10 protein-coding genes are annotated in these 14,273 nt (G+C 64.2%); 4 read left to right on the top strand and 6 right to left on the bottom strand.

All coding sequences use genetic code 11. The annotated features are described in order from the left end of the window. Positions 1-11: 11 nt before the first annotated feature. On the bottom strand, positions 12-1,088 hold the full coding sequence (locus tag SH412_RS19785) for a threonine aldolase family protein (RefSeq protein WP_336519743.1): 1,077 nt from the start codon (positions 1,086-1,088) through the stop codon (positions 12-14). Positions 1,089-1,599: 511 nt separating this feature from the next. On the opposite strand from SH412_RS19785, the gene SH412_RS19780 reads away from it, so the two are divergent. Then, positions 1,600-2,358 carry a DNA alkylation repair protein gene (locus SH412_RS19780; RefSeq protein ID WP_336519742.1) on the top strand — a complete coding sequence of 253 codons (759 nt, stop codon included), beginning with the start codon at positions 1,600-1,602 and terminating at the stop codon, positions 2,356-2,358. A 199-nt stretch (positions 2,359-2,557) separates the two neighbouring features. Here SH412_RS19780 and SH412_RS19775 read toward each other — a convergent pair whose 3' ends face one another. Further along, entirely contained in the window at positions 2,558-4,237 is a 1,680-nt protein-coding gene (locus SH412_RS19775; RefSeq protein ID WP_336519741.1) for a hypothetical protein, read from the bottom strand. A 225-nt stretch (positions 4,238-4,462) separates the two neighbouring features. Then, positions 4,463-5,746 carry a class I SAM-dependent rRNA methyltransferase gene (locus SH412_RS19770; protein WP_336519740.1) on the bottom strand — a complete coding sequence of 428 codons (1,284 nt, stop codon included), beginning with the start codon at positions 5,744-5,746 and terminating at the stop codon, positions 4,463-4,465. 141 nt (positions 5,747-5,887) lie between these two features. On the opposite strand from SH412_RS19770, the gene SH412_RS19765 reads away from it, so the two are divergent. Further along, positions 5,888-6,364 (top strand): hypothetical protein, encoded by a 477-nt coding sequence (locus SH412_RS19765; RefSeq protein WP_336519739.1) that lies wholly within the window; start codon positions 5,888-5,890, stop codon positions 6,362-6,364. 39 nt (positions 6,365-6,403) lie between these two features. Here SH412_RS19765 and SH412_RS19760 read toward each other — a convergent pair whose 3' ends face one another. From SH412_RS19760 to SH412_RS19750, 3 genes are all read right to left on the bottom strand, one after another. Beyond that, positions 6,404-6,658: a type II toxin-antitoxin system RelE/ParE family toxin gene (locus SH412_RS19760; protein WP_336519738.1), complete on the bottom strand. Its 255-nt coding sequence runs from the start codon at positions 6,656-6,658 to the stop codon at positions 6,404-6,406. Beyond that, positions 6,655-6,894, bottom strand: a complete 240-nt coding sequence (locus SH412_RS19755) for a hypothetical protein (protein WP_336519737.1) — start codon at positions 6,892-6,894, stop codon at positions 6,655-6,657. Before SH412_RS19755 ends, SH412_RS19760 begins: the two co-directional genes overlap by 4 nt. 315 nt (positions 6,895-7,209) lie before the next feature. Then, positions 7,210-10,446, bottom strand: a complete 3,237-nt coding sequence (locus SH412_RS19750; protein ID WP_336519736.1) for a PVC-type heme-binding CxxCH protein — start codon at positions 10,444-10,446, stop codon at positions 7,210-7,212. Positions 10,447-10,865: 419 nt separating this feature from the next. Between SH412_RS19750 and SH412_RS19745 the strand changes: the two genes are divergently transcribed. After that, a complete protein-coding gene (locus tag SH412_RS19745; RefSeq protein WP_336519735.1) occupies positions 10,866-12,926 on the top strand; it encodes a S9 family peptidase in 2,061 nt (686 codons plus the stop codon). Between the two features lie 23 nt (positions 12,927-12,949). Next, complete coding sequence (locus tag SH412_RS19740) at positions 12,950-13,753, top strand: carbon-nitrogen hydrolase family protein (protein WP_336519734.1); 804 nt, start codon at positions 12,950-12,952, stop codon at positions 13,751-13,753. Positions 13,754-14,273: the final 520 nt, after the last annotated feature.

Genomic DNA, 14,273 nt, shown 5'->3' with positions numbered 1-14,273 from the left:
CAGTTGCCGATTTATTCCATTCCGCGGGCGGAAGAGGTCCATGCGGACCTGATATCGGCGGCCAGTGCGTCGACTTCGGCTTCGGTCGTGTCCCAGGAGCACATCAGACGGACGCCGCCGGCGCCGATGAAGGTGTAGAACTTCCAGCCGAGTTCGGACAGCGCCGAGCGAACAGCTTCGGGAAAGCGGACGAAGACCGAATTCGCCTGCCGGGTTGAGATGAACTCGACGCCGTCGAGCTGAGCCAGATGGCCCTGCAGCCGGGCCGCCATTGCGTTCGCGTGGGCGGCGTTCCGCAGCCAGGCCCCGGACTGCAGCAGGCCGACCCAGGGAGCCGAGAGAAACCGCATCTTGGAAGCGAGCTGGCCGGCCTGTTTGGTGCGGTAGCCGAATTCCTCGGCCAGTTCTTTGCGGAAGAACAGAATCGCGTCGCCGACTCCCATGCCGTTCTTCGTGCCCCCGAAGCAGAGGACATCCACGCCGACCTTCCAGGTGATCTCCTTCGGGGCGACGTTCAGGGAAGCCAGTGCATTCGCAAACCGGGCGCCGTCCATGTGCAGGGCCAGGTGATGCCGACGGGCCGTCTCCTGAATTGCATGGAGGTGGTCGAGCGAGTAAACCGTCCCGAGTTCGGTGGCCTGCGTGATGCTCAGCACGCGCGGCTTCGGAAAGTGAATGTCGTTCCGCTTTTTGACCGTGCGCTCGACGGCTTCGGGCTCGACGCGCCCCTCCGCTCCCGGAACCAGCAGCAGCTTGGTTCCGTTCGAGAAGAATTCCGGAGCGCCGCACTCGTCGGTCTCGATGTGCGCCAGTTCGTGACAGATGATGCTGTGGTAGGAGTGACAGAGCGACGCCAGCGCCAGCGAGTTCGCCGCGGTGCCGTTGAAGACGAAGAAGACTTCGCAGTCGACTTCGAACAGCTCGCGCAGCAGGTCGGACGCCCGCGCGGTCCAGGCGTCGTTGCCGTAGGCGGGGGCGTGCCCGCAATTAGCCTGCTGCAGGGCCTCCCACGCCTCCGGACACATGCCGGAATAGTTGTCGCTGGCGAACTGACGGCGGGCGAGCGGCGCGGGATCAGCAGACGACATCGGAAACTCCTGGGATTCCGGCGGCGACAGACACGACTTCCAGTATCCTGGAAACAACGTGTATCTTACCGCACGCCCCCAAACCCGTCCAGCCGGCCGGCCGCCGGGGGCGGCCACGGTGCAGACTCTGAGACGGGTTGGGCGTGGATGCCACTTTCTGCGGCGATGACGATAAGGAAGACGCGTCGAGTGGATTGAAGTCAGCCGCCAGGGGCGGCCACGGTGCAGACTCTGAGATGAGTTGGGCGTGGATGCCACTTTCTGCGGCGATGACGATAAGGAAGACGCGTCGAGTGGATTGAAGTCAGCCGCCGGGGGCGGCCACGGTGCAGACTCTGCGATGGGTTGGGCGTGGATGCCACATGCTGCGCCGATGAACAGAGTTGACGGGGCGGGGAGTGCGGTCTGGCTCGTCCTTGACGTTAACCGGGAGCCCTTGGGGCGTGGCTTTGGGATGGGTAATCTCGGAGGATGGAATTCTGAAGGATCAGGTCAAGAGCGGAAGAAGAAAATGCCACGCAAGGGAGCCCGGCGACGGAGTGAGATTCCGGCGGAGATTTTGCGGGGGCTCAGCAACGGTTCGCTGGAGAGCGCCAACCTCGTTGAAGGGCTGGCAATTGACTTTCAAAAACTGCTCGCAGCCGTTGCGCCGGAACTCCCCGCAGACGTCCTGGCGACCATTGATCCCGAAGATGGAATCACCGGTCGAATGTCGGCGGCCGGCCGGCTGCTGCACGCTCATGGCGGACTCGATGTCCTGCGCCGGTTGACGGGACACACGTCGGACACGGTCCGCGGCTGGGGGGCGTATGTGGTGGCTTGCGCGCCGGACATGACGCTCAAGCAGCGGCTGGCGCACATTCGGCCGCTGGCGGACGATTCTCACTTCGGCGTCCGGGAATGGGCCTGGCTCGCTGTCCGACCGCACATCGCCCAGGACATCCGGCGGTCGTTAGAAGCTCTCCAGAACTGGACGAAGCAGAAATCGGCCAACGTGAGGCGGTTTGCGGTCGAAGTGACACGTCCGCGTGGCGTCTGGTGTCGACACATCGATGTTCTCAAGGAGGAGCCGGAACTGGCCCTGCCGCTGTTGGCGCCGTTGAAGGCCGATCCTTCCAAGTACGTGCAGGATTCCGTCGCCAACTGGCTGAATGACGCCTCAAAATCGCAACCGGACTGGGTGCGGGGAGTCTGCGAGTCATGGCGGAGCGGCAGCGACGATCCCGCGACCTTGCGAATCTGTCAGCGGGCGACCCGCAGCCTGAGGTGAGAGATGAGTGATGAGTGATGAGTGATGAGTGATGCTCGCTTCCCTCGTTTCCAGGCGTCGCCTGGGAATGCTCGCTTCGGACGCTCCGCGTCCTCTTCTTCTCATTTTCCTCACTCGCCACGCACCACTCCATACTCGCCACCTCTTCGCCTTGTCCTCACCATCCACCATCCACCATCCACCATCCACCATCCACTCGTCACTCTCCGGCATCCCCAACCCCCAGCGGCGCGATTTCATAGATGTCGATCCCGCCCGCCTCATCCGAGAACTGCAGGATCCACCGCAGAAACGCCCCCGGCTGCTGCAGAATCCATGCGGAGGGGGCCATGTCACGCGGGATCAGCACGTAGCGAGCGCCGGAGCTGCTGATCACCGGCAAGGTCTCGCGGTGCGGAAACCGCCGCAGGTTGTTCCGCAACTGCAGATCCCGCTCCGGGAAGAACCCCGAATACCCGTTGACCAGCGGCCGACGGTGCCACGTCTGCCAGTACATCGCGACCGTCGTCCCTTCGTAGTCGTCGACAGTCGTCCCGGGGGCAGTCGGCAGCGACAGAACCGCGCCCGGCCCGGCCTGGTCCCGCAGCCAGACCACCCACGCGGGAAGTTCCCCGGCGGGTGCCCTCCACAGCGTCTGCCGGACGGGAAGCACATCGCACAGCACGATGCCCCCCACAACGGCCAGCGGAGCCCACGCCGCCCCGCGTCGCCGGGGCGTCTTCGAACTGTCGATCGAGCGCGGATGCAGACACTGCAGGGCTTCGATCACAAGGACCATTACCGCCAGATTTACGAACATTGCAAACCGGAACGGGCTCCGGATCTGCGCCAGTCCGGGAACGTGCTCGCGCAGGAAGTCGTAGGGAGACTTCCCCCAGAACAAGTTGTCGGGTCCCAGCGACAGCGCGAAGCCCGCCAGCCCGATCGCGGCCCAGTACAGCACGTACCGCCGCCGGTCGGCGGCGCAGAGCCCGGCGAGCAGTCCCAGCACGGCCACGATCAGCCGCAGGTTGCCGGGCCCCATCCGCCATTCGACGCTGTGCCGCCAGGGATCGGGAGCCGTGAACGCGGGCAGCAGCCTCCGGCCCGGCGGATCGGTGTAATCCCGCGCCTGCGCGGACAGCCCGACAATCGACGGCCGATCGCGGACGAACGTCGCCTGGCCCTTCATCACCGCGCGCTGTGTGATCGCCAGCGGCAGGATCATCGCCGCCGAGATCCCCCCGGCCGCCAGCAGCAGAGCCCAGGTCTTCCACGACAGCAGGCTGCGCTGGATCAGGCAGACCCCCGCCATCCCCAGCACCAGCGTCTGGAACAGCCCGTAATAGTTGCACAGCCAGTACGTCAGCCCGTGGGCCAGCCCCAGCCGCAACGCCGCCCCCCACGCCGGCCGTTCGAGCAGCTCGAAGGCATACCGCGCCGTCCAGATCACGCCGCACAGCGGAACGAGCTGCAGGCAGTCGAGCTGCCAGAAGACCCACGGCAGAATCTCGACCAGCGTCCCCCCCAGCAGACACGTCGCCAGCCGGCCGCCGCGGGAACGGACCAGCCCGTGCGCCGCCCAGCCGTTGAGAACCAGCGCCAGCAGCAGATAGCAGTTGTAAGCCAGCACCCGGTTCCCCGTCAGCCAGATCACCGGCGCCACGATCAGCAGCATCGGTTGTGGCTCCGAGAACGCGAACGCCGAGTCGATGGGATCGAAAATCGGGGCCTGCCAGTAATCCGCGAACCCGTGCGTCGCCCGGTCCGCGTTCCACCACATCGTCCACAGATTGAACAGCGGCACCGTCGCCGGCGGCTTCCCCGCCAGAGGCAGGCTGTCACCGAGATGCCAAACGAGCGGCTGCGTGGCGATCAGAGCGAGGACGACATACCACACGAGCGGCAGCCAGAGAGTTGAGAGTTGAGAGGGGAGAGTTGAGAGGGAAGATGAAGAATCGTGTGCCGCGGGCGGCTCGTGCGACCGAACAGCATCACTCTCACGTTGCACTGGCAGCGAGCTGCCAGTGGCACAAGTCGGCACTGCTGAGAGAGGAGGAGCGTCCCCGGTCATGACTGGCCTCCCCGATCTCTCAGCTCTCAACTCTCATCTCTCAATTCCCCCTCACTCCATCCTCATCCAGATCGTCTTCAGATACTCCGATTCCGGGCAGTTCGTCGCAATCGGATGATCGCCCGAGGCTCCCGTGCGGTTGAAGATCTGTCCCCGCCGGCCACCTTCCGGCGCCGACGACACAATCCGCGTGAACTCGGCCATGTCCAGCATCCCCGAGCAACTGCAGGTCAGCAGGATGCCCCCCGGCTTGATCACCGACATCGCCAGCCGGTTGAGGTCGAAATACTTGTTCCGCCCCTCGCGTTCCTCGTCCCGGCTGCGGATCAGCTTCGGCGGATCGAGCACCAGCGCATCGTACTGCTTGCCGTTCCGCTGCATGTCCCGCAGGTAGGCGAACGCGTCCGACTGCGCGAAGTGAATCCGCGCCTGGTTGAGATTCGCATTGTCTCGCGCAAGCTGCGCCGCCTGCTCGTCGACTTCCACGCCGGTCACTTCGGCCGCATTGCCAAGCACCTTGGCCTGGATCGCAAAGCCGCCCGTGTAACAGCAGACGTCCAGCACGCTCTTCCCGGCGACGAGCTTCGCAAACTCCCGCCGGTTATCCCGCTGATCGCAGTAGAACCCCGTCTTGTGTCCGCCGGTGAAATCGACGCGGAACCGCGTCCCGAACTCCTGCACCGTCGTCCGCGACGGCAGATCGTCCGACCCGACCGGATCGGCGGTGAACCCCTCGTGCTCCTCGGTCGCCGGACCCGGTCGCAGCACGCCGTGCGTCGTCCCGCACAGCGGCCCCAGCAGATCGAGCAGCGCCTCCGCCCGCTGATACATCCCCAGCGCGAACGCCTCCACCACCAGCACATCGTTGAACCGGTCGACCACCAGCCCCGACAGCCCGTCCCCCTCGGCGTGGACCACGCGGTAAGCGTTGGTCACTTCGTCGAGCTGGAGCAGCTTCCGCCGCAGGTCGACCGCGCTTTCCAGCTTCCGCCGCCACCAGGCCTCGTCCGGAATCTCGAAGCCGCCGGAAAGCTGCCGGACGGCGATCTCCGCCCGCGGGTTGAACAGGCCATACCCGAGCTGCTCCCCCGACGCCGACTTCAGCCGGACCACGTCGCCCGGCCGGCAATGCTGCGGATACTGCCCCAGCCGCCGGCGAAACAGGAACGGATGATACGTCGGCGCCCGCACCTCCATGTCCGGAATATCCGCCTCATCCCGCGGACAAAGCGGCTGCTGACGCAGCACTTCCGGCGCGTAAGGGAGCCGGGGCTCCGGACGGGAATCATCGGGGCGCTGGAAAGGTCGCGGCGGAGCAGGGCGTCTGGGTGGCATTCCGGGAATGATACCCGCGGAAGGGGGCCGGCGACAAATGGGCATCTGATCGCAGTGATCCGTTGAGAAGACGGACCTCCGCACGTTTATGGGTTCTGGGACTTCCGTAAATCACGCGAGTTACCAAGCTGCGAGAATCCCATGCCCTGGCGCGAACGCTTCCTCTGGGCCGTCCTTGGCGGAGCCGCGGTCGCCGGCGCGGTCCTGTTCCTCGGGAGTCTGGTGGCGATCGCCGTCGTCCTTGCGGCCTGGCCGGGCTCTCGCGCCCGCGTCGATCACGCCGTCGCCACCATCGCACCGCTGGCCGGTCTGGTCTCAACAATTCTGCTGCTGGCCCGCCGGAAACGCTGGTCCCGACAGCTTCAGACCGTCATTCTTGGCGCCGCAGCCGGCGCCCTCGCCATTCTCGCCGCGGCCACCGGACTGGAACTGGCGTTCGGCCCAAGGCCCGTCGCGTGGACGCTGCCGTTTCTGAAAATGTCCGCTCCCTTGACGCTGACCATCCCGGAATGGGCCGTGCTGTCGCTCCCCGCAGCGATGCTCCTGGGAGCCGCCGCAGGCCGGACGGTCGGAACCGCGAGATGGCGACACGAGGCGAATTCGCCAGCAGAGCGCTGAGACGAGATGAATGAGTGCAAGACGGAACTTCGCCTCGAATCAAACCCATGTCCATACCGCAATGACAGCCACGAGTTGATCCTCGGCACGTACGACAAAATCGACTCCGAGCGGTTTGATCAGCAGCGTCCGCCGCGATGATTCGCGGGATTCGCCGGCCTCCGCGGGATCCCGGCGAAGCCGCGCATCGATCTCGTTGCCGGCGGTCGTGACTGCGGTTCGATCCGCCGACTCCGTCCAGATCCGGACGAGATCGGCTTCCGCGGATTTCGTCCAGACAACGGTGTACTTCATCGCGCGCCGAGTTCCTGCCAGATTTCCTGCAGGCTGCGACCGGAGAGATCGCCGCTCCGTTCCTGCAGCTCTGCCTCCGAAAACGGCGACTCCCCTCGGCCGCGCAGTGACGCACTAACAAGCGAAAACGGCCTGAAGATCCCCAGCGGGCGACCCGCTTCGTCGCAGATTTCCACCTCGCCCGTCGCCATCTGCAATTCGGCGATGGCTCGGGCATCAAGCGTCAGACGTGTCATAACCGCATCTCCCCTCTGGACTGACGTATTGTACGCGTCATCGCCCGATGCGTCGAGAGATTTCAAAGTGCGAACGAGTGGCCGTCGGCTGAAGCGCACTCGCGAAGTCCCGGAGATTGGTCAGTGGTCCGTCGTCAGTGGTCAGTAGTGAAAGCCTCCGCAAACTGACCCGCTGTGGCTCGCCTCTTGACGTCTTCCCTTCGACATTCCGCCTTCGACATTCGACATTTCCTGCTCCCTCCGATCTCCGCGTCCTCCGCGCCTCCGCGGTGAATCCTCTTCTGTCTTCTCCGCAGCGGCCGGGCGCGCCCGGCCCTACTTGAGCCCCCTCAAGTACGCCAGCAGGTTCTGAAGCTCCTCCGCCGAGAGCTGCGTGTCGAGCCCCTTCGGCATGATCGACGTGCTCGATTCCTTCAGCTCCTCAACTTCATCCCGGCGGAGCCGCAGCTCCTGCAGATCCTGCGTCCGGAGCGTGATCGTGTCGGTCGTCTCCGCGCTGATCACCCCCTGGTGCACCTTGCCGGAGTCCATCACCACCACATACGCGCGATAGCCGTTCACGAAGCTGGCGCTCGGGTAGACAATGGCTTCCAGCAGATCCTTCGCCGACCGGCTCGCGCCGATCGTCGTCAGATGCGGCCCCACCCGGCCTCCTTCACCGGCGACCGCATGGCACGAGGCGCAGGCCGCTTTGCGGCCGAAGAAGACCGCCTTGCCGGCGGCGGCGTTGCCCGCTTCCAGGAGCGGGGCCAGCTCCGCCAGCCGGGCTTCCTGCACGGCGGGATCGACGCCGAGCTTCTTGAACAGCGGCTGCGCCGCCGTGCGGATCGACTCGGGATACTTCCGCAGGATGCCGGCCAGTTCGTCGGCGGAAATGCTGGTCGCGGCTTCCGACTTGAGCAGGGCGGCAATCAGCGCCTGTCCGACGGCCGGGCTGGTCGAGCGACCCCAAGCCTTGAGCATCACGGGAGCGACCAGCGGTCCGGCCGCGTCGAGCGACCTGGTGAGCTTCAGCAACTGGTCGTCATTGAGCGGTCCGTTGCCGAGTGCCCGGCCCAGCGTCGCCTTCTCGTCCGACGACCGTTCCGGGGCGACGAGGGCCGCGACCAGTGCGCCGAAGACTCCGTCATCGAGCGGCGTCGACTGCGTCCCCAGGGCGGTGACCGCTTCGCTCCGGACGGTCAGCGATCGCTGACCGTCGCCGGCGATCCGTTGCAGCGCAGTCTCAAAGCCCGGCAGCGACCGCTGCGTGATGATCCGCAGGGCCGGCAGCACGATGTTCTCGTCGGACGACCCGAGGGCCTCGACCAGCAGCGGCTGCCAGCCGGCGGGCCACTGCGCCAGCGTCGACCGCTGCAGGATCTCCCAGAACAGTACGCACGCGGCCACCGATGACTGCCGATCCTGCAGCGTCGCCGTCACAAACGCCTGCACGTCCTTGTCACCAAGCTGAGCCAGCAGGAACCCGCGGAGGGCGTTGGCCCGGTCGGCGGAGAGTTCCGGCTCGGCCACCCAAGATTTGAGCAGTTCCAGTGTTTCCTTCGCCCACCCCGGCCGCCGGGCGATGACTTCGAGGGCCGTCTGCTGCAGCTTCGGATCGTCGGAGGCAAGCAGCGGCAAGACCATCTCGCGCGTCAGCGGCGAATCGTTCATCTGGTCGAGAGCGATCAGGGCGACACGCTGGACGGCGGGAGAATCGGAACTCAACAGACCCTGAGTCGTCACAGCGTCGTTCAAGTTGATCAGCGCATGAACAACCGAATGTTCGAAGAAACGGTCCACATCGGGTTTCTTCATCGCGTCGGCGAGTTTTGGGATAATCACAGAAGAGTTCGGAGCTGCTCCATTGATCAAGCCGTCGCCAACCGCCTCAAGAGATGCTTCGCCGGAATTCTGAAGCTTCTTTCCAGCACCTTGAAGGATACGGCAGCCCAAGGCTTCAACCGCCATGCGGCGAACGGACAGGTCCGGTGACGATAATTGAAACAGGATCGGCTGGAGTGAATACGGCATTGAGTGCTCGTAGACACACCTAAGAGCCAGTTTGCGGGATATCGCGTCGAAATTGCGACCCTCAGAGTCCAGCGGAAAGGTGCCGAGAAAGAAAGCCGTCGCCTGCGTGTCGCGAGACGCCGCGCAGACGAGTGCCCGCGTCACATCGGGATCAAAAAATCTTTTATCGTCAAGCTTTTCGAACTCTTCGAACCATCGAATGCTGGGAGAATCGCCATTCACTGGGGCATCCGCACTCAATATCTTGGCGCAAAACTCCTCAATGGCGCGTTCACGCACCGCTGGCCTAGAATCGCGTGCCAGCTCCATCCAGTTCTGAACCGGGAACAGCGACCAGTCCGCCTTCTTCCCCCACGGATCGCTGACCTTCGCGCCGTCCTTCTTCCGGATGCGATAAACCCCGCCATGAATCTCCGGCTTCGAAACCCGCGACGTCGGGCAGCCGTTGAGGAACCACGCCCCCGTATTCAGCACCAGCAGCGAGCCGTCGGCGTCTTCCAGCACGTCCGTCGGATGAAAATCGCCGTCGTCGCACTGCAGGAAGTCGTGGATTTCGGCCGTGAACGTTGAGCCGGCCCGCTTCAGCTCGGCGTACCGCATCTTATGCGTGTTGAACTCGGTGAAGAACCAGCGATCTTTGAAACCTTCCCCAAAGTGCGTGCCGCGGTACCGCATGATTCCCGAACAGGCCACGTGGCCCAGGTTGTGGATTGGACCCAGCAGGCCGCCGGTCCATTTGAACTCGGCGACGCAGTCGGCCTGGTCTTCGCGGGGATAGACGCCCCCCTCGACCCAGTGCATCAGGCAGTCGCCCCGGTCGCGGTAGAGGATATTGACCGTCCCGATGCATTCCCCCTCTTCAGTGAAGTCGACTTCCACCGGGTTATCGAACCCGCCCCCGGCATGCACGCGCACGTCGCTGCCGTCGGTCTTGCACGAATAGATCCGCCCCGCCTTCCCCTTGCTGTAGACCTTCCCCTCCTTGTCCTTGAACTCGTGCCCGTGCCGGCCCTGCACGATGTAGAGCCGGCCGGTGGGACTCAGGAACGGCCCGTGCGTATCGCAGGCGTTGCCGCTGAAGCCGAAACCGGTGAGGATCTCCTCCCGCTGATCGGCGACGCCGTCGTTGTCGGTATCCGTAAACTTCCAGATGCTCGGCGGGCAGGCGGCATAGAGGGAGCCCCGATACCACAGGCAGCCCTGCGGCAGCGTAATGTTCTCCACAAACTTCGTCGACTTGTCGAACGTCCCGTCGCCGTCGGCATCTTCCAGCCGGCTGATCCAGTGCGGCTTCTTCGCCAGCATGTCGTCCCGTTTGAGGTTCTCGCCGTTCGACTCGCCGACGTAGAGCACCCCCTGATCATCGAACCCGGCAAAGATCGGCCGCTGCAGCAGCGGAAAGCCGGCCACCTTCTCGATGGTGAAGCCGTCGGGAACTTGCGGGGAGGCGGCGGGGAGAGTTGAGAGTTGAGAGGCGAGAGTTGAGAGGAAGACACCGGAATAGAGCAGCGTCAGACGCACTGTGCGGACGGCGGGCATGGGCGGGGCTCCGTAAAGGGGGCGAGTGCGGCATTGTCCGCAAACCGAGACGCCGCTGCAACGGGGAGCGCTGGCCGTTCAGAAGAGATTGAACCACGAATGACACGAATCAACACGAATTTAGACGAAGATGCTAACCACGGAGGACGCGAAGAGCACGGAGAAGATGGCGGAATTGGGAAGAAGAAAGTGAAAGAGAAGGACTTGAAATCCTTCCCTTTCACTCTGCCTTTTCCGTGCCTTCCGTGACCTCCGTGGTTCTTTTCTTCCCGCATTTCATTCGTGCGGATTCGTGTCATTCGTGGTTCCCCCCCCCGACTTTCGTCTTCTCTTCCGATGCATCATGGCGTCATGCCCCCTGTGGCAGTACGCTGTTCAGGTCACGCCCTGACCAACTCCCGCATTGAGGATGCCCCACGATGCGCTCGCTGCTGCTGGCGACGATGCTGCTGGTTCCGCAATTCGCGCTGGCCGCCGATCCCCCGGCGCGCACGCACGTCATCACGCTGGACGACTACTTCACGCTGGGGACGATGACCCAGTGCGAAACCTCGCCGGACGGCCGCTTTGCCGTCTACCAGGAGCTTCGCTGGGAAGGACAGTCTGAAGGCCGGAACGCCGACCTCTGGCTGGTCGATCTGACGACCGGCCCGCCGCGCCGACTGACGTTCGGCAAGACGGGCGAGCAGTCACCGACATGGAGTCCAGACTCCAGATTCATTTACTACTCCGCCGGCGCCAAGCGCGGCGGTGAAACGACGGCTCCGTACAACGGCAAGCAGCAGGTCTGGCGGATCGGCGTCGACGGAGGCGAGCCCTTCGCCGTCACCCGGCTCGACGACAACGTCGGCAGCTTCCTGCTCTCGGACGACGCCGCGTTCCTCTATTACACGCAGGCCAGCGAACAGACGGACGACGACTGGAAGTCGCTCCGGAGCAGTCACAAGTCGCTCCAGTACGGTCACGGCGTCACGAAGTTCACGCAGGTCTGGCGGCTCGATCTGACGACCTGGCGCGCGGAGAAGGTGATCGACGACCGCCGCGTGGTCACCGACATGGCCCTCTCGCCGGACGGCAAACGGATGGCGATGCTGACCGTGCCCGATGACGAGCTGATCCACAAAGAAGGCTGGTCCCGGCTGGACGTCTGCGAGTTGGCCTCGCGCAAGATTGCCATCGTCACGCCCGACGGCTGGAGAAAGAACCATCCGTCCCCCTACGGCTGGCTCGACGGCGTGCAATGGTCGGGCGACAGCCAGGCGATTGCCTTCACGGTGTCGTTTGACGGTTACCCGGCCCGCATCCTGCTCGCGGAGGCCTCCGCCGGCGGCTGTGCTCTCAACCAGTTGCCGGATACGCCGCTCGTTTCCATTCACGCGAACACGCTGCGCTGGAAACCCGGCACGCGCGATCTCTGTTTTCTGGCCGACGAGCGGGCGCGGCAAAGGCTGTTCTCCCTGACAAACTGCCAGGGAGGGAAGTTCGAAGAGCTGAAAACCCTCACACCCGGCGACGTCTTCGTTTCGTCCTATGACTGGTCGAAAGACGGCGCAACACTGGCGGCGGTGGTCTCGACGCCGGGGCACATGGAAGACCTCTACACGTCGTCCCCGACGAAGCCGTGGAGCCGGATGACCAACGTGAATCCGCAGGTCGACACCTGGAAGCTGCCACAACTGCAGCTCGTCCAGTGGCAGGCGCCGGACGGCGTCGAAGTGGAAGGGGTTCTGGAACTGCCCCCGGACTACAAGCCGGGCCAGAAAGTCCCGCTGGTCCTGGAAATCCACGGCGGTCCGACGGGATCTTCGCCCTACCGGCTGATGTACTGGATCTACGGCCGCACGCTGCTCCCCGCAAAAGGCTACGCCGTCTTCTGCCCGAACTATCGCGGCTCGACCGGCTATGGCGACAAGTTCCTGGAGCAGCTCATCGGGCGCGAGAACGACATTGAAGTCGCCGACATTCTGTCGGGCGTCGACGCGCTCGTCGAGCGCGGAATCGCCGATCCGGACAAGCTCGGCGTCAGCGGCTGGAGCAACGGCGGCTACCTCACGAACTGCCTGATCGCCAGAACTCAGCGGTTCAAAGCCGCCAGCTCCGGAGCCGGCGTGTTCGACTTCGCCCTGCAGTGGGGGATCGAGGACACCCCCGGCCACGTGATCAACTTCGCCACCGGCCAGCCCTGGGAAAAGCCGGAAGAGTACCAGCGCGGCTCGCCTCTCTTCGCGGCGGATAAAATCACCACGCCGACGCTGATCCACGTCGGCGCCGGCGACGAACGAGTCCCCGCCGCTCACTCCCGCATGCTCTATCGGACCCTCCGGTTCTACCGGAACGTCCCGACGGAACTGGTGATCTACCCCGGCGAGGGACACGGCCTGACAAAGTACAACCACCGCAAGGCGAAGATGGAGTGGGACTTGGCGTGGTACGACAAGTACATCCTGGGGAAGACGGGGGAGAAGCCGGCGCAGCCGTAAATTCCAGCCCGCCTGAGGTCGCCATGATTATCGCCCTCGCATCGCCGCGCGCTGCTTCCTCCTGGGACGAAGGTCTCGACAGGCTCCGGCACTTTCTGGCCGAAGCCTCGGACCAGGGCGCCGAAATCGTCTGCTTCCCGGAGGCCTGGCTCCCCGGACTCCGAGGACAGGATTTTGACGTTCTTCCCTTCGGCCAGGCGGACCAGGATCGGCTCCTCCGTTCGGTGGCGGAGTGGACGCGAGAATTCCGGGTGGCGGCCATCGTCGGAACGGAACGGCTCACCGACTCCGGCCGGCAGATTGTCGCTGCTGTCTTCGACGCACGGGGCCGGAGCTTGGGGTCTCAGACCAAGAACCAGCTCGATCCCAGCGAAGACCGATTCTATATCCCCGGAGACTCCCGACGACTTTTCGAAGTGAACGGCGTGAAGTTCGGCGTGGCGATCTGCCACGAAGGCTGGCGGTATCCCGAAACCGTGCGCTGGGCGGCCGTCCGCGGCGCAAAGATCGTCTTTCATCCGCAGCACACCGGGGCCGAACGGCAAGGCGTCCGCCTTACGCAGTGGGGAGCGGCGGACGGCCCCTACTACGAAAAGGCCATGCTTCTCCGCAGCAAAGAGAACACGATCTACTTCGCCAGCGTCAACTACGCCCTCAACTTCCCGGAATCGGCGACCAGCCTGATCGATCCGACAGGCGCCTGCCAGGCGTACCTGCCGTATGGGACCGAGGGGCTGCTGGTCCAGTCCATTGATGTCGATCGGGCGACCGGCCTGCTGGCAAGACGTTTTGCCCCGGAGCGATTGCGCGACGGCTCCACAGACTGAGGCGGTTGCGCGCCGGCATGTTGCAAGCAGGAGTTCGTGCCTTTTACGGCAACTCCGGCGGCTTCGTTATGATCTCAACGCCGGGGAAATGCTCCTGCCGCCAGTCCTCGGTGAGGACCAAGGCAGCCCGGATAACCCGGCAGCTCAGTCTGCTCCGCGGACACGGCCTGATTCGCAAGGTTCCGCGACACACCGCTACCAGTTAACGCCCTGCGGCCGCACAACAATCACGGCGAAGTTGGTGGCTCAACAGGTGGCAGTTCATCAACTTGCGCAACTGACGGTCTGAAAATCTGCACGGATTGACGAGAAGAGATTGAACCACTGAGAACACCGTCGTCACCGAGATCAAGACGCGTCAGAAGCGGATTGGGAGAGTGTGCGTATCTCTTGTCCGCAATTTGTGTTGATTTGTATCATTCGTGGTTCCCTCCTCTTCAATTTTTCTCCGCGCTGAAATCCTCTGCTCTTCAATACTCGCCCCAACCGGAGACTCGACCGTGACCAATCCCGGACCGCC

This window comes from Planctellipticum variicoloris, from assembly GCF_030622045.1.
In the GTDB taxonomy this organism is placed as follows: Bacteria; Planctomycetota; Planctomycetia; order Planctomycetales; family Planctomycetaceae; genus Planctellipticum; species Planctellipticum variicoloris.
The sequence above is the reverse complement of the archived record's forward strand: the minus strand, read 5'-3'. Positions and strand labels throughout refer to the sequence as shown.

What these genes read in the sequence shown, in the direction of transcription:
- SH412_RS19780 (WP_336519742.1), top strand. Translation starts at nt 1,600, where the DNA reads ATGCCACGCAAGGGAGCCCGGCGACGGAGTGAGATTCCGGCGGAGATT.
- SH412_RS19785 (WP_336519743.1), bottom strand. Translation starts at nt 1,088, where the DNA reads ATGTCGTCTGCTGATCCCGCGCCGCTCGCCCGCCGTCAGTTCGCCAGC.
- SH412_RS19770 (WP_336519740.1), bottom strand. Translation starts at nt 5,746, where the DNA reads ATGCCACCCAGACGCCCTGCTCCGCCGCGACCTTTCCAGCGCCCCGAT.
- SH412_RS19760 (WP_336519738.1), bottom strand. Translation starts at nt 6,658, where the DNA reads ATGAAGTACACCGTTGTCTGGACGAAATCCGCGGAAGCCGATCTCGTC.
- SH412_RS19750 (WP_336519736.1), bottom strand. Translation starts at nt 10,446, where the DNA reads ATGCCCGCCGTCCGCACAGTGCGTCTGACGCTGCTCTATTCCGGTGTC.
- SH412_RS19745 (WP_336519735.1), top strand. Translation starts at nt 10,866, where the DNA reads ATGCGCTCGCTGCTGCTGGCGACGATGCTGCTGGTTCCGCAATTCGCG.
- SH412_RS19740 (WP_336519734.1), top strand. Translation starts at nt 12,950, where the DNA reads ATGATTATCGCCCTCGCATCGCCGCGCGCTGCTTCCTCCTGGGACGAA.
- SH412_RS19765 (WP_336519739.1), top strand. Translation starts at nt 5,888, where the DNA reads ATGCCCTGGCGCGAACGCTTCCTCTGGGCCGTCCTTGGCGGAGCCGCG.
- SH412_RS19755 (WP_336519737.1), bottom strand. Translation starts at nt 6,894, where the DNA reads ATGACACGTCTGACGCTTGATGCCCGAGCCATCGCCGAATTGCAGATG.